At 66.0% G+C, this 20,603-nt stretch carries 21 protein-coding genes; 16 read left to right on the top strand and 5 right to left on the bottom strand.

What is annotated here, in order from left to right:
* Nucleotides 1-4 precede the first annotated feature (4 nt).
* Both ABGB08_RS34265 and ABGB08_RS34260 read right to left on the bottom strand, forming a co-directional pair.
* A complete protein-coding gene (locus ABGB08_RS34265) occupies nucleotides 5-691 on the bottom strand; it encodes a hypothetical protein (protein WP_347599023.1) in 687 nt (228 codons plus the stop codon).
* A gap of 453 nt (nucleotides 692-1,144) precedes the next feature.
* Nucleotides 1,145-1,600, bottom strand: a complete 456-nt coding sequence (locus tag ABGB08_RS34260; RefSeq protein WP_347599020.1) for a hypothetical protein — start codon at nucleotides 1,598-1,600, stop codon at nucleotides 1,145-1,147.
* A gap of 133 nt (nucleotides 1,601-1,733) precedes the next feature.
* On the opposite strand from ABGB08_RS34260, the gene ABGB08_RS34255 reads away from it, so the two are divergent.
* On the top strand, nucleotides 1,734-2,987 hold the full coding sequence (locus ABGB08_RS34255; protein ID WP_347599017.1) for a M48 family metalloprotease: 1,254 nt from the start codon (nucleotides 1,734-1,736) through the stop codon (nucleotides 2,985-2,987).
* On the opposite strand, the gene ABGB08_RS34250 is transcribed toward ABGB08_RS34255, so the two are convergent.
* Nucleotides 2,977-3,309 (bottom strand): hypothetical protein, encoded by a 333-nt coding sequence (locus tag ABGB08_RS34250; RefSeq protein WP_347599014.1) that lies wholly within the window; start codon nucleotides 3,307-3,309, stop codon nucleotides 2,977-2,979. The genes ABGB08_RS34255 and ABGB08_RS34250 overlap by 11 nt on opposite strands.
* On the opposite strand from ABGB08_RS34250, the gene ABGB08_RS34245 reads away from it, so the two are divergent.
* The 6 genes from ABGB08_RS34245 to ABGB08_RS34220 all read left to right on the top strand — a co-directional run bounded on the left by ABGB08_RS34245 (nucleotide 3,290) and on the right by ABGB08_RS34220 (nucleotide 8,706).
* A complete protein-coding gene (locus tag ABGB08_RS34245) occupies nucleotides 3,290-4,207 on the top strand; it encodes a hypothetical protein (RefSeq protein ID WP_347599011.1) in 918 nt (305 codons plus the stop codon). The genes ABGB08_RS34250 and ABGB08_RS34245 overlap by 20 nt on opposite strands.
* 458 nt (nucleotides 4,208-4,665) lie before the next feature.
* Entirely contained in the window at nucleotides 4,666-5,871 is a 1,206-nt protein-coding gene (locus tag ABGB08_RS34240; RefSeq protein WP_347599008.1) for a zinc-dependent alcohol dehydrogenase, read from the top strand.
* Nucleotides 5,872-5,952: 81 nt separating this feature from the next.
* Entirely contained in the window at nucleotides 5,953-7,011 is a 1,059-nt protein-coding gene (locus ABGB08_RS34235) for a Vms1/Ankzf1 family peptidyl-tRNA hydrolase (RefSeq protein WP_347599005.1), read from the top strand.
* A 165-nt stretch (nucleotides 7,012-7,176) separates the two neighbouring features.
* Nucleotides 7,177-7,365, top strand: coding sequence for a hypothetical protein (locus tag ABGB08_RS34230; protein WP_347599002.1), 189 nt, complete (start codon nucleotides 7,177-7,179; stop codon nucleotides 7,363-7,365).
* Between the two features lie 19 nt (nucleotides 7,366-7,384).
* Entirely contained in the window at nucleotides 7,385-7,717 is a 333-nt protein-coding gene (locus ABGB08_RS34225; protein ID WP_347598999.1) for a hypothetical protein, read from the top strand.
* A gap of 71 nt (nucleotides 7,718-7,788) precedes the next feature.
* Nucleotides 7,789-8,706: an SMP-30/gluconolactonase/LRE family protein gene (locus ABGB08_RS34220; protein WP_347598996.1), complete on the top strand. Its 918-nt coding sequence runs from the start codon at nucleotides 7,789-7,791 to the stop codon at nucleotides 8,704-8,706.
* A 2-nt stretch (nucleotides 8,707-8,708) separates the two neighbouring features.
* Here ABGB08_RS34220 and ABGB08_RS34215 read toward each other — a convergent pair whose 3' ends face one another.
* On the bottom strand, nucleotides 8,709-9,353 hold the full coding sequence (locus ABGB08_RS34215; RefSeq protein ID WP_347598993.1) for a TetR/AcrR family transcriptional regulator: 645 nt from the start codon (nucleotides 9,351-9,353) through the stop codon (nucleotides 8,709-8,711).
* A gap of 220 nt (nucleotides 9,354-9,573) precedes the next feature.
* On the opposite strand from ABGB08_RS34215, the gene ABGB08_RS34210 reads away from it, so the two are divergent.
* The 8 genes from ABGB08_RS34210 to ABGB08_RS34175 all read left to right on the top strand — a co-directional run bounded on the left by ABGB08_RS34210 (nucleotide 9,574) and on the right by ABGB08_RS34175 (nucleotide 18,941).
* On the top strand, nucleotides 9,574-11,190 hold the full coding sequence (locus tag ABGB08_RS34210) for an ABC transporter substrate-binding protein (protein ID WP_347598991.1): 1,617 nt from the start codon (nucleotides 9,574-9,576) through the stop codon (nucleotides 11,188-11,190).
* Nucleotides 11,187-12,140, top strand: a complete 954-nt coding sequence (locus tag ABGB08_RS34205) for an ABC transporter permease (protein ID WP_347598988.1) — start codon at nucleotides 11,187-11,189, stop codon at nucleotides 12,138-12,140. The genes ABGB08_RS34210 and ABGB08_RS34205 overlap by 4 nt, the downstream gene beginning before the upstream one ends.
* Nucleotides 12,137-12,958 (top strand): ABC transporter permease, encoded by an 822-nt coding sequence (locus ABGB08_RS34200; protein WP_347598986.1) that lies wholly within the window; start codon nucleotides 12,137-12,139, stop codon nucleotides 12,956-12,958. Before ABGB08_RS34205 ends, ABGB08_RS34200 begins: the two co-directional genes overlap by 4 nt.
* A complete protein-coding gene (locus ABGB08_RS34195; RefSeq protein WP_347598983.1) occupies nucleotides 12,955-13,899 on the top strand; it encodes an ABC transporter ATP-binding protein in 945 nt (314 codons plus the stop codon). Before ABGB08_RS34200 ends, ABGB08_RS34195 begins: the two co-directional genes overlap by 4 nt.
* Nucleotides 13,896-14,648 (top strand): ATP-binding cassette domain-containing protein, encoded by a 753-nt coding sequence (locus ABGB08_RS34190; protein WP_347598980.1) that lies wholly within the window; start codon nucleotides 13,896-13,898, stop codon nucleotides 14,646-14,648. The genes ABGB08_RS34195 and ABGB08_RS34190 overlap by 4 nt, the downstream gene beginning before the upstream one ends.
* A complete protein-coding gene (locus ABGB08_RS34185; protein ID WP_347598977.1) occupies nucleotides 14,645-15,634 on the top strand; it encodes a P1 family peptidase in 990 nt (329 codons plus the stop codon). The genes ABGB08_RS34190 and ABGB08_RS34185 overlap by 4 nt, the downstream gene beginning before the upstream one ends.
* Before the next feature lie 17 nt (nucleotides 15,635-15,651).
* Entirely contained in the window at nucleotides 15,652-18,678 is a 3,027-nt protein-coding gene (locus ABGB08_RS34180; protein WP_347598974.1) for an aminotransferase family protein, read from the top strand.
* Between the two features lie 140 nt (nucleotides 18,679-18,818).
* Entirely contained in the window at nucleotides 18,819-18,941 is a 123-nt protein-coding gene (locus tag ABGB08_RS34175) for a hypothetical protein (RefSeq protein WP_347598971.1), read from the top strand.
* A 175-nt stretch (nucleotides 18,942-19,116) separates the two neighbouring features.
* Here the strand turns inward: ABGB08_RS34175 and ABGB08_RS34170 are convergent, their stop codons facing one another.
* Nucleotides 19,117-19,980 carry a class II glutamine amidotransferase gene (locus ABGB08_RS34170; RefSeq protein WP_347598968.1) on the bottom strand — a complete coding sequence of 288 codons (864 nt, stop codon included), beginning with the start codon at nucleotides 19,978-19,980 and terminating at the stop codon, nucleotides 19,117-19,119.
* Between the two features lie 338 nt (nucleotides 19,981-20,318).
* On the opposite strand from ABGB08_RS34170, the gene ABGB08_RS34165 reads away from it, so the two are divergent.
* Nucleotides 20,319-20,591, top strand: coding sequence for a hypothetical protein (locus ABGB08_RS34165; RefSeq protein ID WP_347598965.1), 273 nt, complete (start codon nucleotides 20,319-20,321; stop codon nucleotides 20,589-20,591).
* Nucleotides 20,592-20,603: the final 12 nt, after the last annotated feature.

The raw sequence follows: 20,603 nt of genomic DNA, 5'->3' as shown, positions 1-20,603 counted from the left end.
AACGTTACTGCGTTCCCTCCGGAATCTGGTCGGGGGTGATCGCGCCATCGCCCGGGACGCCCGTCAGATAGGCGTGCTGATGGCCGTTTCCGGCGTCCACGTTGAGCTGGTCGAGCTGGGTCGCGGCGACCGACCACATCATGACGGCGGTGGACCGCTGCCGGGAAACCAGATCGAGCAGGGGCTTGCGCTGGTCTTCAGGAAGCGTTTGCACAAGCGCGTACGTATCGAGCGCGGCCCCCAACGCGTTGACGGCACTACGGAACCCGCCCCGGGCGACATTGGTAGCAGTCATCCCAGAAGGCGATTCAGCATGCTTTTCCGCGACTTTTCGTACGACGTCCTGCCAGCCGCGGACAATCTCCGGCACGGCCGGCTGCGCCGCGGTGGTGGTGTCCCGCGGAACCGCGAGGGCGAGCGCGGCGAGAACCTTGTCCAGTTCCGCCGCCGTCGATTTGGCCAGCGTGGTCAACTCACCGATCTGCTTCACATCCCGATCCGCGTCGGCCTTGCGCAGATCCGCGATGGCGACCTCACTCGCATCCGGAACGGCGACAAGATACCCCACCGCCGCCCCACCCAGCCCCGCCACCACAGCAACGGTAACCACCAGACGACTAACCCGCCCCGCCCCCCGAGCCGCCACCGGCGGCAACGAAACCACAGGCTTCCGACGTGCCTTGGTGGACATCCGCACTCCTCCGCTGTCAGGCTGCGCCCTCGACGCTACTAGTTCCGCCGACCACCGTCCATCTTTTGCACGTCCAAAATCGTAAGGCGGTGAGGGTCGGCCCGATCCCCCGAGGAAAGGCATGCGACCATCGGATCGGCGGTGGCATGTGCTGTGGAAGCACGGGTCGAGAGCCCCAATGCGCGCAGGATAATGTCCAGCGTGCCAGCGTCGCCTATTTCCGTCTCGTAGCCGTTTCCTTAACTGCTGGCTCCTTGAAGGTCAATAGGGTTCGACGACTTCCAGCACCTTCCGTAGTCCCGCGCTCGCAATTGCTCGCACACGCTCAACGGATGGCGGACGCGCTACGCGCTTGGCGGTGGCGCGGAGTCGTCGTACACCCGCCGGCACCCACGATGATTGCAGCGCTTCGTGGCCTTGTCGTTCTGTTGGCAGGCGTACGACGGTTGGCTGTCAGGGGGTTTCCGCTGGTTGTGACGATTCAAGTGGTGGAGTGCCATCCAGCGGAAGGGCGCTCGGGTCGTCGGGGCGTGAGCGAGGTGGGTTGTCCGAGTCGGCGACCGCGTTTGCGATGTGCTCTGTCAGGGCTTTCAGCTCGGTTGCGCTCAGGCCGCGGACTCGCTGGGCCGAGATCTCGAACTCGGTTCCGTCGGCTCGGCGTACCACGACTCGGGTGTCAGCGGTTCGGTGTCTGATCCAGGCGATCAACGCGCTGGCGAAGACCAGTGCCGCAGGGCCCAGCAGGTCCATCACGATGCTCGTGACGGACTGGCTCATGCCGGAGGTCGGTCTCCGTTCGGCGATGAGGTGCACTCTGCCGCGTAGCGTCTCCTGGGCGCCCAGGAACGTGGCCAGTTCCTTCTCCTGCTCGGCCAGCCCTCGACCGCTTATCCGAATGCTGACCCGCAACCTGGGCTCCTTTTCGATATATAGCCACTGATCGACTGATGTTTAGCAATTTAGCGGACGAAGAGCCGTAGCTGCGGCATACTCCGATTTGTTTGCGCGTACCGAGGCTTACCGTCGGCCGTGGGAGGGCATCTTGCAGCTGGAAGAAGAGGAAAGCTCCGCAGCTGATTCCCCGAGGAGTGCGCCCCTGGCGGAAGAGCGTGCCGCTGCCCCGCTGACCGAGCGGCTCACTGTTGGGCGGCCCGCCAACTTTCGAAATGCCTTGACGTGGTTAGAACCGGGCATTTTGCGCAATCTGCGAGGAGTGCTGACAGCCCTTATCGCGGCCTGGCTCTACCTGCCGGCCGCATTGGCGGCGGCGGTCGCGCTGGCGTTCGCGGGCGGCTGGATCGCTTTCTTCTACACGTTCAGCACAGGTGACACCTCGCTGCCGCAGCAGGTTCTGGACATCCCCCTTGTCGGCGACGCCGTACAGAACCTGATGTCGAAGTCCGGTGGTGTGGGGGCGGCTCTCCTGGGTGCGGTCGCCGGTGCAGTGATCGGGTTCGTTCTCGGTATCTACTGGATCTTTCTCGGCCCGTTCCAGAATGGTGTGGTGGACGGAGTCGCCGCCGTTCTCGGCACGATCGTCCTGGGAATCGGCGCCGGGTTACTCTACACCGTTTACCGGGTGGTCTTCGAGAAGCACATCCTCCAGATCACCGGTGCGCGCCGGCCCAGTCGCCGGGAGGCCGCGTTCATCCTGCCCCTGGTGGCCGAGGCGGCGACTCGCCTGAACCTGCCGAATCATCCGCCGGTGCTGATCGACGACGCGCGGGAACCCAACGCATTCGCCTATGCGCGGCACATCGTGGTCAATCAGGGGCTCTTGGAGGAGTTCAACTATGAGCGGGAAACGATCGCGGCGGTCTTCGCGCATGAGTTGATCCACTGGCGAAACGGGGATCCGGTTTCCGCCGCGTTCGTCCAGGGCGTCGCATTTCCGCTCTATCTCGTTCAGGCGGCGGGGGGCTGGCTGCGTGACCAGACCCGGAGCCCGGTGCTGCGTTTCATCGCCTGGACCGTCTTCTGGCCGGTTTTCGTAACAGTCCAGTACCTCGTGGTGCCCATGCAGGCGGCCGACTCCCGGGAGGCCGAATACCGCGCCGACCAAGGCGCCGTGCTCGCCGGATACCGCACTGGCATGCGCTGCGTGCTGACGCGCTTCCGCCGGTCGTTCGAAGGCGGGCGCAATGGTTGGGTCGCGGCGATATGCGCCTCGCATCCGCCGAACGAGCTGCGGCTGGAGCGTCTGGAAGAGCCCGGCCGCGAGTATCCCCTGCCGGATGAGGACGCCTCGGCGCTGCCGTTGCCCGTGCTATTGACCGGCACCTCACTCACCGACTGACAGGATGCTCGATGGCCACGCTCACCGCATGTCCGAAGTGCCGTACGGCCGTACCCGCCGGGCAGCCGGCATGCCTACGCTGCGGGCATTCCGTTGACGAGGTCATCCGCGTCTGCCAGGCCTGCGACAGCCGTAACGGCAGGGGAGCCCGGTTCTGCTCACGTTGCGGCCATTCGCTGGACACGCCGGTCACGCCGCCGGAATCGCCCGCCACTCCGGTCGATCTGACGAAAGTCCTGGTCGAGTACAGGCCGCAGCGGCGGCCGTTGGCGATCGGCTTGGTCGTTCTTCTGGTGATGTCGGTGGCAGTGGTCGTCCTCAAGATCGTCGAGCGCGGATTCTTCCATCCGGAGAACACTGTGACCTCCTTTTTCGAGGCGCTCGGTGACCGTGACGCGGCTTCGGCGCGGGATCTCCTGCTTCCCATCCGGGAGCCCTACAGCCTGGCCCTGCTCCAGAGCGCTGTGCTCAAGTCACGCGGTTACACGCCGCCAGCCGACGTACGCGTTGAGCAGACGGACGCCACCAGGGACCGGGCGAGCGTTCAGGTGAGCTTCGTCCTGAACGGGCAGCGGCGCTGGCTCAGCCTGGATCTCCGCCGTGACGCCCAGGCCACGGTCGGCCTCTTCCACCAATGGCGTATCAGCGATGGTGGCCTTCATCCGATCACCATCGAGTTCGATGAAGTCGACTCCCTCCTGGTGGCCGGCACGCCGATCCCGCCTGCCTCGGACCGGACGATCGCGGAGCTGGCCGCCCCTCCCGGCGGATACACGGTGTCGCTGCCCGACCAGCCGTTGTGGGAGGCCAGCCCTGTCGTGGCGTACGCGGGCATCGACGAGCGAGGATGGTCCCGGACGGTGAGGCTGGAGCCGACAATCAAGGCGGACGCTCGCGCCGAGATCGACCCGCAGGTACGTTCTTATCTGGATAGATGCGCGCAAAGCACAACACTTGTCCCGGAGAAATGCCCTTTCTCCGCATATCCGTACTCCACAGTGCGCAACGTGAAATGGAAGATCGTCAAGTATCCGGAGTACGAGCTGAGCGACTATGCCGGCCAGGTATCCATCTCTACCATCACTGATGGCGAGGCCACGGTCACCGGCGATAGCGTCGGCTACTTTGGCGGGACCGATCCGTTCAGCACCACCGACAGGTTCGCTGTCTCAGGAAATGTAGAACTCGTGGGCGACACCCTTACATTCCAGCCTGCGTAACGTTCTCTCTGTGAATGTGGTTTGGCCGGGCGGGTCAGGGTGGCTAGGGTGCAAGCACGGGGCTCGTCCTGGGCTGGTGTCGTCACCGCATACGCTCGCTGTTCTTCATCTGGAGTCGGAATATCCGATCGCAAGGCCGAAGCCCGGATATCGCGCCACGTTAGGGCATCCACGAGACGCTGGGCTTCTTCCGGATTAGAAGGTTCGCCGGGTGATCTTGACTAGTTGTTGGTGTGGACGAGTGGTTCTTGGGTTGGAGATATTAACTTCACTTCACCGATGGTTTGCGCGTGACGAGGGTCGCGATTTTGTGGCAGGTAGCCTGGCGAGTGTCGGTGCTGTGGAGGTGGGGTTGTCCCTCTGTGGGCCGGTGGAGTGGGGGCGCGTGGGCTCAGGGCGTACACGCGGGAATCCTGGATATGGGGTTAAGCGCAGACATCAGCCAGAGGGGGAGATCCATGAAGGCAGTCGTCTGGCATGACATCGGGAAGATTGCGCTGGAGCAGGTTCCGGATCCGGCGGTGCGGGGGCCGCAGGATGCCGTCGTCAGGATCACTACCAGTGCGATATGTGGCACTGACCTGCATTTTGCCCGGGGGACGGTGCCGGGGATGCGGCCGGGGACCGTCCTCGGGCATGAGGCGGTCGGTGTGGTCGAGGAACTGGGGACGCAGGTGCGGAACTTCAATCCGGGCGATCGGGTCGTGGTGTGTTCCACGATCGCGTGCGGGCACTGCGTGTACTGCCGGGCCGGATATTTCTCGCAATGTGATGTTGCGAATCCGAATGGGCCGAACGCGGGGACGGCGTACTTCGGTGGGCCGGCGGCCACTGGGCCCTTTGATGGGCTGCAGGCCGAGTTCGCGCGGATTCCCTACGCTCACACGACAATGGTGGCGATTCCGCCTGGCGTCACGGACGAGCAGGCGATCCTGATCAGCGACATCTTCCCTACCGGGTGGTTCGGGGCCCGGCTGGCGCAGGTGCGCAACGGGGATGTCGTCGTGGTGCTCGGCGCGGGGCCGGTCGGGCAGTTGGCGGCGCTGTCGGCCCGGATGCAGGGGGCGGGGCGGGTCCTGATCGTGGACGGCAACGCCGATCGGCTGGAGACGGCTCGGCTGCAGAACGCGGAGACGATCGACTTCAACGCGGAGGATCCCGTCGAAGTCGTACGCGAGCTGACCGGCGGGATCGGCGCCGATCGGGTGATCGAAGCGGTGGGGGTCGACGCCGAGAGTCCGAAGGCGGGGCCTGCGGCGGGGGGCGCCGATCGGGCGGCCTTCGAGCGGGAGCGGCGGCAGGTGGCGCCGCGGACCAACGTCGAGGACGGGCACTGGGTGCCGGGGGATGCGCCTAGCCAGGCGCTGCGCTGGGCGGTGGAGATGGCGGCCAAGGCGGGGACCATCGGCATCATCGGGGTGTATCCATCGAACTTCGACAGTTTCCCGCTTGGTGCGGCCATGAACCGGAACCTCACCATTCAGGCGGGTAACTGCCACCACCGGCACTACGTTCCGGGGCTGCTCAGCAAGGTCGCTACCGGGGCCGCCGATCCGACGACCATTCTGACGCAGCAGGAGGAACTGCCTACGGCGATCCACGCCTACGAGGCTTTCGATCGTCGCGAGCCCGGGTGGACCAAGGTTTCCCTAGAGCTCATATAGATGTCCTGAAACTCCATGACATCGGCGGGATCGCTGAGGGGCTCGGCCCCGGGAGCGAACGCCGGAGGTGGTGAGGCCTCGATGAGGCTTGACTTCATCAGATCTCTGTACGAGGAGCGGGGGCCGGTTGCTTCCGTTTATATGCCGACGAATCGGATCACCAAGGCGGTGGCCGTCATGGTCGGGTTGCGGTGGCGGCATATCAGCGAGCGGCTCGCGGAGGCGGGGGCTCCCGATGAGGTCGTCGCGCGGATCGGGGAGTTCGTCGGTGATCCTGCGCCGGGGAGGGCGGTTTTCTGCTCTTCTTCCGGGGTGATGTTCAGTGAACCGCTGTCGGCTGGGCCGGAGTGGGATATCGCTCGGTGGTCCGCGCTTCCGCATGTGATGCCGTTGCTGGCGCAGCGGGGGGAGCGGGTGCCGTACATGCAGGTCATGGTGGATCACACCGGGGCCGATGTGATCGTTCTCAGTGGTGGGGGGCGGCGGGAGCTCGTCGTACAGGCCGAGGATTGGCCGATTCACAAGGCCGCGCAGGGGGGTATGTCGCAGCCCCGGTATGAGCGGGATGTCGAGGAGACCTGGCGGCGTAATGCCGTCGCGACCGCTGAGGTCATCGCGAAGGAGGCGGCTCAGAGTGATGCCGAATTCATCGTTATCGGGGGAGATCCGAAATCCCGGCATATGGTGCTGGATCGGCTGGGGAAGGACGTGGCTCAGCGGGTGGTGGTGGCCGAGAATGGCGGGCGTTCACCGGGCGAGATGCCCAAAAGCTACCTGCGCAAGGTCGACGAGGCTCTCAGGTCCTGGCTCGTTCAGCGCCAGAGCGAACTGGTCGACGCCTACCGGAATGGGCCTGCGGTCAGCGGGTTGCACGAGACGGCTCGTGCGCTTCGGGTGAGCCAGGTCGCCAAGGTACTCGTGGCGGAAAGTCCGTCGTTCCAGGAGATGGTGTGGATCGGCCCCGAGGGACCGCAGTTCTCCCCTGATCGCGAGGAAATGTGTGCTTGGGGCGTGGCGGAGCCGATCAGCGAGCGCGCGGACGCCGCCCTGGCCCGAGCTGTCGCCACCACCGACGCCGAACTCTGGTTCGTCCCCGAACTCGACTCTCCGGAGGGAGTGGGCGCGATCCTGCGGTTCTGATTTCGAATGAGATCGCCGAGGCATCACGAACTCGAAGCGGCACATCGATGCCAAGGCTGAATCCAATCTCCCTCCGGGCATAAGGCGCATACTAGGGCAAACAACTCAAATGGAAGATCGTCGAGAGTCCCGCCAGCCGTACCTCCTTGTGGTGGAAGATGCCGAATGGAGCAGACGAGGCAGTTGGTGGGCGAGATGCTGGTCTGCTGTTTCGTGGTAGTCCTGCTCACGGGTGGCTTCCTGGCATTCTTCTACACGCCTAGCAGCCAGATGGTGCTCTACGACGGCGCCTACGAGCAGCTGCGGGCTGTTCCCATGAGCGCCGCCTACAACTCTCCTGGAGATCAGCTTTGAGGTGCGCGGCGGCCTGCTCATGCGACAGCTGCACCAAAGCTCCACTTACCTGCTCGTCCTGGGGACCGTCGTCTGGGCCCTGCTCGGCCGCTTCCGGTACGCAGTCGCGGTGCTGTGCCTAGGCGTGCTCGGAGGGCTTTCCGGCTATGGGGCCGCCGACGACCTACTGAGCGGGACCGCCCTGGGAAGACTGCCCATTCCCTGGTGGTACGGCCTGCACCTGCTGGTGGCGGTGGCCGTGGGCGCCGTACTGGTGATCTCCTCGCAGCGGGAGGCTGCCCGGCAACCCAGAACATTTCGCCTGGTAGTTCTGAGCCTGGGTCGCACTGTTCTGGCGATCTTCTGGCTCTGACCCGGATCGGAAGCAACCGATACGCTGATTCGCCATCTGCGCCTGGTGAGAGGCCGTGGGTGTGCCTAGGGTTGGCGTCCGAGAACGAGAAGGAGGGTTCCTCGATGGGAGCTTTTGCGGCGGAGTTTGAGGTGCTTGATGAGCGGTTCGCTGGGGTGGGTGGGGATCACTGGGTTGAGCGGATTTATCACGGGTGCCGATGGGCTGAGGGGCCGGCGTACGTGGCGGCGGGGCGGTATCTGGTGTGGAGTGACATTCCGAACGATCGGATGTTGCGGTGGGATGAGATGACGGGGAACGTGGGGCCGTTTCGGGTGCCTGCGGGGTATACGAATGGGCACACGATTGATCGGCAGGGGCGGCTGGTCTCTTGTGAGCATGGGAATCGGAGGGTGACCCGTACCGAGCATGATGGGTCGATCACCGTGGTCGCGGATCGGTGGGAGGGGAAGCGGTTCAACAGTCCCAATGATGTTGTGGTGAAGTCGGATGGCTCGATCTGGTTCACCGATCCGCGGTATGGGATCGACAGCGACTACGAAGGACATCAGGCTGAGAGTGAGATCGGCAACGATCAGGTCTATCGGGTCGATGGGGTGACAGGGCAGGTCACCGTGGTCGCGGATGACTTCGTCAGGCCGAATGGGCTGGCGTTCTCGTTGGATGAATCTCTGCTTTATGTCGTCGACACGCGCCGCAAACATCTGCGGGTCTTTGACGTGGACGGTCAGGTGTTGCGAAACAGCAGGGTGCTCGCGGAGTGTTCGGCGGGCAGCTTCGATGGGATCAGGCTCGACACTAAAGGGCGGATCTGGGCCGCGACGGGCGAAGGTGTGCACTGCTTCGACCCGGATGGGACATTGATCGGCAAGCTCAAGCTTCCCGAGAAGACGTCGAACCTGGTCTTCGGCGGCCTGAAGCGGAACTGGCTGTTCATGACGGCGACCACCTCGGTGTACGCGATCATGACCAACGTGCGCGGGGCATAACGCTATTCACCCGGTCCGGCGAGGACTTCCGGAGCGGCAGCCTGCGGATCGCGGAGGTCGCAGCCGACCGCGCCCATGGCGAAGTCGTAGATGAGCTCCAAGGCTTCGTCCCTGATCATGCTGGCCCCCATGACCACATGGAACCCGTAAATATCCTCCAGACCTACGAAATTTCGGGCGATGGACAGCGCAGGCGAGCTGAGCGTGAAGACGCCGAGCGCCGCCCCCGTAGTGATCACGGATTCGTAGATCGAGATCTGGCTGTCGTTGAGGCTCTTCCACGAGACCTGGTAGATCGGATTGCGCCGAATCAGCCCGGTGAACTCGTTGAGCAGGCACAGCAGCTCATCATCGGGACCGGTCGCGACACCCCGCTCGATCAGCGCCCGCAGCCGCACCACCGGATCATCAATCGTCCGCACGAGCTCCCAGCGCGCCTGCGCGAACCGCGCGATCGCATCCGCCTGCACCTGCCGCAGCAACTCATCGATCGTCGGAAAGTAGTACGTCACCGACCCCGGCGACATGCTCGCCGCCTGGGCGATATCACGGACACCGACTGTCACCAGCCCACGCTTGAGTATGGCCTTGCGCGCGGCCTCCAGCAGGTGCTTCCGCCGGGCGGCTTGATCCTTCTTCCGTGACATGCCGACACCCTACTGCCAATCCACCGTACAGACGAGCGAAGAATTAATTGAACCGTAACAGGCTGATCAGACGGTCTTGTTCAGGGTATTGACATGCACCAATCCATCATTCTTTACTTGCCCGTACGAAGAAAGAAGGTCGCTGGCTACGTCGTCTCGGGGGCGCGCCTTCCAACGCCGACCCATGCACCCAGACCCATGAACAGGGAGTCGATCAGCCATGCGAAGCAGACTGTTGTGCTGCGCTGTCGCCGCGACCTTGCTGGCCACCGGATGCGCGGAGCGGGCCGGGCAACCGGGCCAGGCCGCGGCCACCTCCACGCCGTCGACGCCGGGCTTCCTGGCGGTGGCGGACAACTCCGTGGCCCCGGGCGGCAAGGTCACCCTGCAGGTGGCGATCGACAACGCGGCGGCGGCCGGGCTGGATCCGCAGATGTCCCAGGCGGCGGCCTCGTGGAACCTGATGAGCTTCGTCTACCAGCCGCTCGTCACCGTGGGACCCGACTACACGATCGAGCCGCTGCTCGCCGAGAAGTGGGCGACCCCGGATCCCACCACCTACGTGTTCACCCTCCGCCCGGGCGTCACCTTCTCCAACGGCCGCGCGCTGACCGCCGACGACGTGGTCGGCTCCATGAAACGCCTGCTGGCCAGCCAGTCCGTCTGGGCCGGTCAGCTCGGTCCTGTCGAGTCGGTGGAGAAGACGGGCGACAACGAGGTGACGTTCAAACTGAAGTCGCCGTACACGCCGCTGCTCGGGGCGCTCGCCAACATCAACGCGTCGATCCTGCCGATGAAGGAGATCGACGAGAAGTCGATCGACGTCACCAAGGAGACACTGGGCACCGGGCCTTTCGTGGTGGGTGAGCACCGGCAGGACGTGGCGTGGACGTTCAAGAAGAACCCGGCGTACTGGAACAAAGAGCAGCCGGTGGTGGACACGCTGACCGTGGAGATCGTGCCGCAGGAGGCGACCCGGCTGGCGGCGCTTCGGGATGGTAGCGCGCAGATGTCCGCGTTCGTGAACGCCGATACGGCGAAGCTGCTGGAGGGCGTGCCGAACGTGCGGGTCGCCGGTCAGGCCACCACTGACTACCACTACCTGAACCTGAACTCGCTCGGGAAGACCTTCGCCGACCAGCGCGTACGGCAGGCGGTCAACATCGCCCTCGACCGCAAGCAGATCGCGGAGGTTGCCACCGGCGGGCAGAGCAAGCCGACCGGCGTCACCCCCGAAGGCTTGCCGGACGCCTGCGACCCCGCGAAGGTGCCGTCGGCGACGGCCGGGCTGGAGAAGGCGAAGGCGCTGCTCAAGGAGGCGGGCGCGGAGAACCTCACGTTCACCCTGGCCACGTACACGACGGATCCGGTGCTGGGGCAGATCGCGCAGATCATGCAGCAGAACCTGCAGCGGATCGGCGTCACCATGAAGATCGAGCTGCTCGACGAGGGCACCTGGGCCAACCGGGTGTATGTGGAGAGCCCTCCCAATTTCGAAGCCTCGATGACCTGGTTCGCCGGGTATGTGGATGGCGCGATGGTCTCCCGCTGGTGGAACCCGGACACCTCGCTCTTCAACAAGGCGTTCATGAAGACCGACCCCGAGCTGAACGCCCTCATCGACAAGGCCGCCGCCGATCTGCCGGGTCCGGCCCGGGCTACGACGTTCCAGCAGCTCTGCGATCGCGCCGACGCGAACGCGGAGATGATCCCGCTGGCGACCCGCCCGCAGTACCTGGCCTATCGGTCGGACACGTTGAGCCCGAACATCATGGCGAGCGAGGGCTACGGCAATCCGTATCGGATGATTTCCACCTTCCGTGAGCTGAGCCGATGAGATTGTTCGTGTGGTCGGCCACCCGGCTGTTCAGCGCCGCGCTGACGCTGCTCGGGGTGTCGATCCTCATTTTCGGCGCGATGCGGCTGATGCCCGGCGGTTACGCCACCATCGTGCTCGGACCGCTCGCCTCGCCCGAGCAACGCGCCGAACTCACCGCCAGATTCGGGCTGAACGACCCGGTTCTGGTGCAGTACGCCCACTGGATCCAGACGGCCTTCGGCGGCGATTTCGGCCGATCCCTGGTCAGCAACGATCCGGTGGCCGCCGAGCTCGGCTCCCGGCTGCCGGTGACGCTGCAGCTCACGCTCATGTCCGCCATTCCGGGTGTGCTCATCGGCGCGGCCCTCGGCATCCTCATCGCCGTACGGCGCGGCACCCGCGGCCGCGCCCTGGGCCGGATCGCGAGCGCCCTCGGCGTCAGCCTGCCGGAATACGTGGTCGGCGGCATCGCCGTGTACCTCTTCTCCAGGTACGCCCTGGGACTCACCGTCGGCGGTTACGTGCCGTTCGGCGAGGATCCGGCCACCAATCTGGCCGCGATGGTGCTGCCCGCGAGCGTGCTCGCCGTGTTCGTCGTGTCGGCGACCGCGCGTACGACGAGGGACGCGGTGTTGAACGTGCTGCACGAGCCGTACATCACGACGGCAGTGTCACGTGGCCAGTCGCCGTGGTCGATCGTCCGGCATCACGTGCTGCGGAATGCCGCGATTCCGGTGCTGGTCGTGGCGTCGACCGTCACCGCGTACCTGCTGGGCGGGGCCGTGATCGTCGAGTATCTGTTCAATCTGCCCGGAGTGGGGTCCTACGTGGTGCAGGCCATCACCCGCCGCGACTACGCCGTCGTGCAGGCCGGGGTGCTGTTGGCCGCCGCGCTGTTCATTTTCACGAACATGGTCGTCGACCTGCTCGTGGGCGTGATCGATCCGCGGCTCGGAGTTTCGAAATGAAGCGACTCGACGGGATCGCACGGAGCGGGCTCATATTCCTGCTGGCGCTCGTGGTGCTCGTCGTGGTCGCGCAGTTGACCGGGCTCGGCGGCGACCCCGAGAAGATCGTCGGGCCTCGGCTGGCGCCGCCCGGGCCGGAATGGTGGCTCGGCACCGACAGTCTGGGGCGTTCTACCCTGCCCCGCGTGCTGCAGGGCACCGGGACGTCGCTGCTGCTGTCGGCGGTCGCCGTGCTCGCGACGGCGGTGGTGGCGACCGCGCTCGGCGTGCTGGCCGGATACCGGGGTGGCGCGCTGAACGAGATCGTGATGCGCGTCGTCGACGTCCTGTACTCGTTTCCGGCCATCATCCTGGCGATTCTGGTCGCCGCGCTGGTCAACCCGGGTCTGGACGCGGCCGTGGCCAGCATCGTACTGGTGACGATCCCGCTCATGACACGCGTGGTGCGGGCGGCGGCGCTCACCGTCTCGCACCGCGACTACGTCACCTCCGCGATCATCAGCGGCGCGCGCCTGCCCCGCGTGCTCGGGCGGCACATCCTCCCGAACGTCGCCGGAACGGTCGCCGTCCAGGGCACGTACGCGCTGTCCATCGGCATCCTCGTCGAAGGCGGCCTCAGCTTCCTGGGGCTGGGCGTGCAACCGCCGCAGGCCTCCCTCGGCGTGCTGATCTCGGAAGGAACCGTCTACCTGACCTACGCGCCGTGGCTGCTGCTCGGCCCTGGTGTGGTCCTCGTGCTGGCGATCCTGTCCATCAACGTGCTCGGCGACGGCCTGCGCGACCAGCTCGACCCGCGAACTTCGAGGTCGCTGACATGACACATCTGCTCGACGTGCGGGACCTGGTCGTCGACTACGTGCTGGCCGATCGCCGGGTGCGCGCCCTCGACGGGGCCAGCCTCACCATGGCAGCGGGGGAGAGCGTGGCGCTGGTCGGCGAGAGCGGCTCCGGCAAGTCCACGCTCGGCTCGGCCGCCGGCCGGCTGCTGCCGCCCTCCGCCGACCTGCGGTCCGGCGACATCGCCGTGCTGGGCGAGTCGCTGGCCGGCCTGTCCAACGCCCGGATCAGGCAGGTACGGCGCGAGCGGCTCGGCTTCGTCTTCCAGGACCCGATCGGCGCCCTCGACCCGACCATGCGGATCGGCCGTCAGATGCGGCTGGCGCAAGGCGATCGCGGGAGCATCCGCGACCAGCTCGAACGGGTACGCCTCAACGACCCGGAACGTGTCATGCGGGCGTTCCCGCACCAGCTCTCCGGCGGCATGGCGCAGCGCGTCGGCATCGCCATGGCGCTGTCGGCCCGCCCCCGCCTGCTGATCGCCGACGAACCCACGGCGGCGCTGGACAGCCAGGTCCGCCAAGACGTGCTCGACACCGTGTTCGCGCTGGCAGCCGAGGCTGGAACCGGCATCCTGCTGCTCACCCACGACCTGTCGGCCGTCTCCCGCCGCTGCTCGCGCATGGCCGTCATGTACGGCGGTCGCGTAGTCGAGGACGGTCCGACCGCGGAGGTGCTGAGTTCTCCGCTGCATCCGTACACGGCGGCGCTCGCCCGTTCCGTGCCCGGCAACACCGCGCGCGGCGAGCGGCTGGAATCGATCCCCGGGCGTCCACCGGTGCTGACCGCCGAGTCGGCCGGGTGCGCGTTCGCGGCACGCTGCGCCTTCGCCGAGGACCGCTGCCGCAACGAACGCCCAGTCCCGACGCGGGTCGACGGTCGTACGGTGCTCTGCCACCGCGTGGCGGAAGGGGTGTCATGACACTGCTCGAACTCGACGAGGTGACCGTGCGATTCCGTACCGGTCCGCCATTCCGGCGCCAAACGCACGACGCGATGCGGAATGTCTCCCTGCTGGTACGGCCCGGCGAGACGCTTGGCCTGGTCGGCGAATCCGGCTCGGGCAAGACCACTACCGGCATGACCGCCCTCGGACTGCGCCGCCCGACGACCGGACGAGTGCGGTTCGGCGGCGTGCCGTTTCCCAAGAATCGCCGTCTGCTGGCCGGTCGGCTGCAAGCTGTGCTGCAACATCCGCAGTGGTCGCTGAACCCTCGCATGCGGATCGGGCAGAGCGTCGCCGAACCGTTGGACGTGCTCGGCGGCGCATCCAAGGCCGAAACGGCGGAGCGGGTGCCGCGCCTGCTCGCAGATGTCGGCCTCGACCCCGAGCTCGCCCGGCGCTATCCGCACGAACTGTCCGGCGGGCAGCGGCAGCGCGTCTCGATCGCGCGGGCGCTGATCACCAGGCCGGAGTTCATCGTCTTCGACGAACCCGTCAGCGCGCTCGACGTCTCGGTGCAGGCACAGATCCTCAACCTGGTCCGCGACCTGCAGGCCCAGTTCGGATTCGGCGCGCTGTTCATCTCCCACGACCTCGCGGCCGTGCGGTACGTCGCCGCGCGCATCGCCGTGATGTGCGACGGCGAGATCGTCGAGACCGCCGACACCGAAGTCTTCTACACCCATCCCCAGCACGAATACTCACGCCGGCTACTGGAGGCATTGTGACCACCCGCTCCCACCTCGCGCCCTTCTCCCGGTTCGCACCGGGCGTCATCGGCAACCGGGACCTGCGTCTGGTGCCGCAGGCGAGTCCGGGTGCGCGTACGGTCGCGTTCGACTTTCCGGGTGTCGAGGTGGGGACGGCCGAATATGCGGAAGGGCCGACCGGGTGCACGGTGGTGCATGTTCCGGCCGGGGCTCGTACGTTCACGGACGCGCGGGGCGGCGCGGTCGGAATGAGCGGCGGGTATGACCGGAACCATGCGATCTGCCTGACCGGTGGGTCGGTTTATGGGTTGTCGGCTGTGGCCGGGGTTGGCGCGGAGTTGCTGGAACGGCAGCAGAACTGCACGCGCTGGGATGTGCTGCAGTGCGTGTCGGGCGCGGTCATCTACGACTATTCCGCCAGGGACAACGCCATCACCCCCGATGAGGAGCTGGGCCGGGCCGCGTTGCGCCATGCCCGCACCGACCGGATCGCCGTCGGCCGGGCCGGGGCAGGAGCCAGCGCGACCGTCGGAAAGGTCGACTATGTCCGCGCTGAATTCGCCGGTCAGGGTGCCGCCTTCCGGCAATACGGCCAGATCAGGATGCTCTTCGTGACCGTGCTCAACGCCGTCGGTGTCATCGTCGACCGTGAGGGAAGGGTCGTGCGGGGCAACCTCTGGAGCGAATCCCTCGAACGGCGTCATCCCATGACCGACTACGAGAACGGCATCAACGGGGCTAATCTCGCCCCCGTGCACGGCAACACCACGATCAGCGTGCTGGTCACCAACGTCAAACTGTCGGACTACTCGCTCCGCCAACTCGGGCTTCAGGTGCACAGTTCCATGCACCGGGGCATCCAGCCGTTCCACACCGAAAGCGACGGCGACACCCTGTTCACCCTCACCACCGACGAGGTGGACCTGACCGGGATCAGCACGGCCGGCTTCGGCACACTGGCATCCGACACCGCGTGGGACGCCATCCTGGCCGCCCTCGACTAAACAACAGGAGGCCCGCGATGACTGGACATGATTTCTTTGCGCAGCCGAATTTGGTGCGGCCTGAGGTGGATGTCGATCAGGCCAGGGCTGTGGCCGCGAAGTATTTCGGGGTGGAGGGGGTGGTTGAGGAGCTGGGGAGCAATCAGGATCGTAACTTCCGCATCGACTCGCCTCGGGGGCGGTTCTTGTTGAAGATCGCGAATCCGGTGTTTTCCGATCTGGAGCTTGATGCTCAGGATCAGGCGTTGGTGCGGTTGGCGGAAGCCGTACCGGATATGCGGGTGCCGCGGCCGGAGTTGAGCCGGGATGGGGAGTACATCGCGCGGTTCGGTGAAGGTGGAGCCGTGCTGCGGGCGCGGTTGCTGAGTTTCGTGCCGGGGTTTTCGTTGTTCGATTCGCGGTATCTGGCTCCGGTGGTCGTCGGGCGGTTGGGGGAGATGGCGGGTCGGGTGGTGGCGGGGCTCGCGGATTTCCAGCATCCGGGGCTGGAGCGGGTGAGTCAGTGGGATCTGCGGAACGCGCGGAGGGTTTGCGAGGAGCTGGCCGGGTTCATGGCCGATGCGGGGCGGGCCGAGGTTGTGCGCGGCGCGGTCGAGGCGGCGTGCGATCGGCTTGACGCGCTCTCGCCTGAGTTGCGGGTGCAGGCCATTCACGGGGACGTCACGGATGACAACGTCGTCTGCGAGCGGGAGCGGAATGGGCGTCCCGTCCCGACGGGACTCATCGATTTCGGTGATCTGGGCAGCGGCTGGATCGTGGGTGAACTGGCGACGACCTGCGCCGCCATTCTGCTTCACTCACCCGAGCGTCCGCTCGCGCTGCTGCCCGCCGTCAGGGCGTTTCACCGGATCGTGCCGCTCACCGACGCCGAAATCGCGGCGCTCTGGCCCGCGATCGTCGCCCGCACCGGCGTCCTGGTGGTCAGCGGCGAACACCAGGAGCTCATCGACCCGGACAATGAGTACGCCATTCAACGCATGGACAACGAATGGCAGTCCTTCGAGGCCGCGATGAGCCTCCCGGCCGAGGTCGCACACACCGCATTCCGCGCCGCATTGACCAAGAAATCCCCGAAACGAACGGCATCACGCGGCTCGCTCCTCCTCCCCGGAATCCCCGAATCCGATGCGGCCATCGTTGACCTGACAGCACAGAGCGAGACACTCCGGGATGGAACCTGGCTGAACCCCGACGCCGAAATTCAGCTCGCGCGCCGATCGACCACCACCATTTTCCGGTACGGCGAGGCACGCCTGACCCGCACATCAATACACAGCGACCACGCCCCCGCAAGCGTCTCCCTGGGCGTGGAAATCTTCTGCCCTCCCGGAACTCCAGTGGCGGCTCCCTTCGACGGGGTTCTGCGCTCGGCAGCAGCCGGTTCCGTAGTTCTCGCAGGCGACGACGCCGACCTGCATCTCCAGGGAATCTCGTCGTCCAGAGATCCCGGCGAACGCGTAAAGGCAGGTGACCTGCTGGGGGAGGTGGCCTCGCACTCGGAAGCTCAGACGCGAGGGCCACAAAGGCCTGGTGACCTGCTCGGGGAGCTCGCCCCTCACCGGGAAGCTCAGACGCGAGAGCTACGAAGGGGTGCATTGGCCGGTGACAGCATGGGGAGGCTTTTCGTTCAGCTGTGCACGCTTCGTGATTTGACGCCTCCCGCGTTTGTCACGGCTGAGATGGCAGCTGCGTGGGGGAGCGTCTGTCCCGATCCTTCGCCGCTGATCGGTCTGGATTGTGCGGTGCCCGCTGAGCCGACCAGTGGGGATGTGCTTGAGCTGCGGCGGAAGGCTTTCGCCGAGGTGCAGGAGAACTACTACGAGGATCCGCCCAGGATCGAACGTGGTTGGCGGCAGCACTTGAGCGACCTCGATGGCCGGACTTATCTGGACATGGTGAACAACGTCGCCGCCGTCGGCCATGCGCATCCTCGGTTGAACGCGGCGGTCAGCCGTCAATGGAACCTGCTCAACACGAACTCCCGCTTCAATTACCGGGCCGTCGCCGACTTTTCGAAGCGCCTGGCCGATCTGCTGCCCGACCCGCTCGACACCGTCTTTCTGGTGAACAGCGGCTCCGAAGCGGTGGACCTGGCACTTCGGCTGGCTCAGACGTTCACCCAGCGGCAGGACATCGTCTGTGTGGCAGAGGCGTATCACGGGTGGACGATAGGCTCAGACGCGGTCTCCACCTCGATCGCCGACAATCCCAACGCGCTCACCACGCGGCCCTCATGGGTGCATCCGGTATTCGCGCCGAACATGTTCCGGGGACAATTCCGCGGGCCGGACGCCGGTGCCCGATACGTCGAGAACGCCCTCCAGGTCATCGAGACAGCCGCGGCCTCCGGGCAGCCTCCCGCCGCGTTCATCTGCGAAGCCTTCTATGGAAACGCCGGTGGTGTGCCCCTCCCCGACGGATACCTGCAGGACGTCTACGCGGCTGTCCGTGCGGCGGGCGGCCTGTGTATCGCCGACGAGGTGCAAGTCGGATACGGCCGGCTCGGCCATCACTTCTGGGGCTTCGAACAGCAGCGCGTAACCCCCGACATCGTCACCGTCGCCAAAGCCATGGGCAACGGCCATCCCCTGGGCGCGGTAATTACCCGCCGCGATATCGCGGAAGCGTTCTCCCGAAACGGCTATTTCTTCTCCTCCGCCGGCGGAAGCCCCGTCAGCTGCGCCGTAGGAATGACCGTCCTCGACATCATCGCCGACGAAGCCCTCCAACAGAACGCCGCCACAATCGGCACCCTCCTCCGCACCCGCCTCGAAACCCTCGCCCATGACCACCCCATCATCGGCGCAGTCCACGGAATGGGCCTCTACATGGGCGTAGAACTAGTCCGAGACCAATCCACCCTAGAACCCGCCCCCGACGAAACCGCCGCCATCTGCGACCGCCTCCTGGACCTCGGCGTAATAGTCCAACCCACCGGCGACCACCTCAACGTCCTAAAAATCAAACCCCCCATGTGCCTCACCCCAGAAAGCGCCAACTTCTTCATCGACACCTTGACTCGCACCCTCCACGACGGCTGGTAAAAAGCAATCCACCGGGTTGCTCGGCCGCTATCCGGCGCCGTTCACCACCCGCCCCACTCCTCGCCGCACCGGCGCCAAGCGGGAACTCGGTGGACGCGGCACCGGCGGGCTCCCGTGCTCGCGGTTTCTCCGTTCATCACATGCGATCAGTGCTGCCCTTCCCGCCGTGGCAGGCCTCGGGCGTGACCCTGCTCGGCGGCGCGGCGCACACGATGTCGCCGGGCCGCGGCGAGGGCATCCGGTGTGGCAGGTCCCGGGCGTGACCCTGCTCGGCGACGTGGTGCACACGATGTCGCCGGGCCGCATCCGGCCGACGTGGCCGCCCACACTGACGACGACTGCGAGAGTCACCTACCCGAAGGGGTCGGCGTGCTCGTCGACCGGGGCGGCCCCGACCAGGTGCGGGTCCGCGTGGTCCGGAGCGTGGCGGATGTAGTTCTAGCGGACTCCTGCTTTCTGGGAGGCGGCGGCTTCGGGGCGGAGGTCGGTGAGGGTGAGCATGTGCGTTGGGGGGTCGGGGAGGATCAGGTGGTGGGTGATGGTGAGGTCGGGGGCGGCGTGGATTAGTTCGCCGGGCTTCATCAGGCGCCAGTTCGGGTCCGCGTCCATGGGTTCGCTGGCTATGACGAGGGCGGGGGCCAGGGCGAGGTCGGTGGAGTGGACGCGGATTCGGCCGTGGGTGCCGCAGTGTTGGAGGTCGTGGCTGGTGGGGTGGCGTTTGAGGAAGTAGAGCTCGTGGGTGTCGGGGTAGCGGAGGGCCCACAGGTCGTCGGGGGTGACCAGGATGAGGTTGAGGGCGTAGAGGGGAAGATTGGCGGCGATCCAGCGGACTGCGCTGGTGATGCCCGCTCCGACGTCGCCGCCGTGGGCGCGGGTCTCCCGGGTGATCAGGGCGAAGACGCGTTCGGAGTCGGTGTCGCCTTTCACCAGGTCGAGATCCGGGCCTAGGTGATCGTCGAGCAGGTCCATTCCCTCGACCACGCCGTTGTGCGCGAACAGTCGGCCGTCCTGTTCGAACGGGTGGGTGTTGCGGTCCTCCAGGCCGCCGACGGAGGCGAAACGCACGTGCGCGATGAACGTGGTCGATTCCGCGTCCATCGCCTCCTCGGCGAAACACCGATCCTCGTATGCGGCGATGGGCGCCTTGTAGACCCGCGGAGTGCCATCCGCGGCGAAATACCCGAGACCCGCCCCGTCGGGGTCACGATGGCTCTGCGCCGACAGGCTGTCCGGCGCGCACAGCAGCCAGAAGGTGGCGCTGGTCCGCCGCGGCGCCCCACTCAGTCCGAACAGACGGCACATCCTGATTCCCCTCGACGACTCAATAGACGGCAGATCGCGATTTCCCCGACGGCTCGGTCCGAACAGATGGCAGATCGCCCCGACGACGTTCCTTCTGGGACCTACCCAGATTTCCCGCGTTTTGAATGAACTAGTCTTAATTGAGTCGTGATACGGGCCGTTCCGGCCTGAGTATTGACTGGTATTGCAGCGACATTGATACTCGCTTCACTGTAAGAGAGCGTTCTCACAAGTGGACGAGTGCTATGTCGCCCCGGGATTCTTCGTCGTCCCAGCGCGCGGCCAACCGTGCCCGCGTGGTGCGCGCGTTGCGGGAGCGAGGGGCTCAAGACGGCTCAATGACTGAGATCGACGTCTTCGGTGACGTCACCTGCGAGAGCGTCCTCTGGGACGGCAGCCGCTTCTACTGGGTCGACATCACCAGGCCACGCGTATACGCCAGGGACTGGCCGGACGGCAAATGGGGCGGCCGCTCTCCGGCCGCGTGCTCCTCCTGGACCCGGACGCCCGCGGGCTCCCCACTCCATGTTTCGCCGGTTGACCGCGTTCCTTTCGAGGGAGTGAACCGTGCCAGCCTGCCCGCCGTAGCTGGTGGAGATGGGGTTGTTTGATGCTCGGTCAAC

Source organism: Acrocarpospora sp. B8E8 (genome assembly GCF_039871605.1).
Taxonomy (GTDB): Bacteria; Actinomycetota; Actinomycetes; order Streptosporangiales; family Streptosporangiaceae; genus Acrocarpospora; species Acrocarpospora macrocephala.
Note: the sequence above shows the minus strand (reverse complement) of the source record. Positions and strands in the feature narration are given on the sequence as shown.